A 1,575-nucleotide genomic window follows, 5' to 3' on the forward strand; every position below is an offset into this window, starting at 1 on the left:
GGTCGAACGGGGCGGTCTCGAAAACCGTTGAGCGCGCAAGCGTTCCGAGGGTTCGAATCCCTCTCTCTCCGCCAGCCCCTTTTCCACTCTCCGCCATTTCGGCGAACCGCAGAACTCCGCGTTTCCTCCCAAAACGGCCAACCTCAAAAAGAGGCTGGTATCGTCCATGGTATCGCGCAAGGTATCGTCCGTCGTGTTCCTAGAGGCAGTTCGTCAGGAGCACCGGAAACATTCTTCTCCGCCACCTTCAGGAACACAGTGTTCCCCGAAACCCAAACGGCCCTCCCCGGGTCCCCATCTGGTTCGCTCGGGAAATATTTATCTTTTTCAGGTTCGATGGCCCAAACATTTGGATCCGGCACGCCGTGCGGCACCGATCCGGATCAGCCTTGGCGCTTGTCCTCACCGCGAAGCGCGCCGCCAGGCTGATCTTTTGATCGGATAACCGAGTTCCTCGAGAGGTGTGAAGAACTCGGTTCCTGGGCATATCAGTTGGAGTATTTTGATGATGACTGTGATCGCCGCTTCAACGAGGAAGGTGACTACACAATTTCATTGCGGGGAACAGCGACATATCTGCCTGAACCTTTACTGAAGATCAGAAGCGAAGCATCGATTGAAATTGAGGTGCGCGAGAAACGCATTCTTTGGGATCTGCGGTTACGGGACTCCTGGGAACAACGCTTTATCAGCGGCACGCAGTTATCCATGCATTTCTTTCCCATGTATGATGGGCTCGATTTCGTGATTTTGGATGATAAGGGAGAAAATCAACACCCGGTGGACTGCGAGAATGAAGGTGATCCAGGTGGGATTTTTTATCGTGCGTTGAGCAAAAATGCCGCCAGCCAACTCTGCACAACACAGCGGAAAATGATTGACTGCTTTTACAATGAAATAGACCCCCTCTAACGGGTCAATTTGATCCGAGGCTGACCAAGCGCCAAGAGATGTTGCAGCCCGCAGTCTCTCGTTTCTGTTTTTTGAGGGTGCGACGGTTCGCGGAAATTATTTCCATCGGCGAGTTGCGCCGGCGACTCCCATCACGAACAATTTCATTACGATGGGATATCAATTCATACATTTGGAGGCGTACTCCCGGAAAGCGGATTCCAAAGGCCGCTCCGTCGACTGGGTACTCGCGGAAGCACGACGCGACCCGGAAGCGTCTCTGCACGTCGAATGCCCCGCGCCTCCGGAACTGATCCACGGCATTAGCCTGGACGAACTCGCCGCGCTCCATGGCGAACTGGCCGACGTCGCAACAACGATCCTGAAGAATGGGCGGGCGCGAAAGATCCGGAAAGACCAGAAGAGCCTACTGACGGTCGTGGCGGCTTATCCGACGCCCACGAAGGAACTAACGGGAAATCCAGCCGAGCGTGAATGCCTCGCACGTTGGGAGCGAAGAACTGTCGAGTGGCTCAGATCCTTGCATGGCGATGACCTGATGACCGTGATCCGGCATACGGACGAGAAATATCCGCACCTCCACGCGTACATACTTCCCCGATCTGACGCTGAACTTCGGGCGTTACGCATGCACCCTGGGCATGAAGCTAAACATGCGATTAT

The 1,575-nt window shown here is 54.7% G+C and carries 2 protein-coding genes; both read left to right on the forward strand.

Annotated elements, in window-relative coordinates; all coding sequences use genetic code 11:
* Nucleotides 1–492: 492 nt before the first annotated feature.
* Nucleotides 493–912 carry a hypothetical protein gene (locus tag E1297_RS01985; RefSeq protein WP_155133233.1) on the forward strand — a complete coding sequence of 140 codons (420 nt, stop codon included), beginning with the start codon at nt 493–495 and terminating at the stop codon, nt 910–912.
* 172 nt (nt 913–1,084) lie between these two features.
* On the forward strand, nt 1,085–1,575 hold a 491-nt coding region (locus E1297_RS01990), incomplete at its 3' end, for a hypothetical protein (protein WP_155133236.1).

This window comes from Roseibium sp. RKSG952, assembly GCF_009711355.1.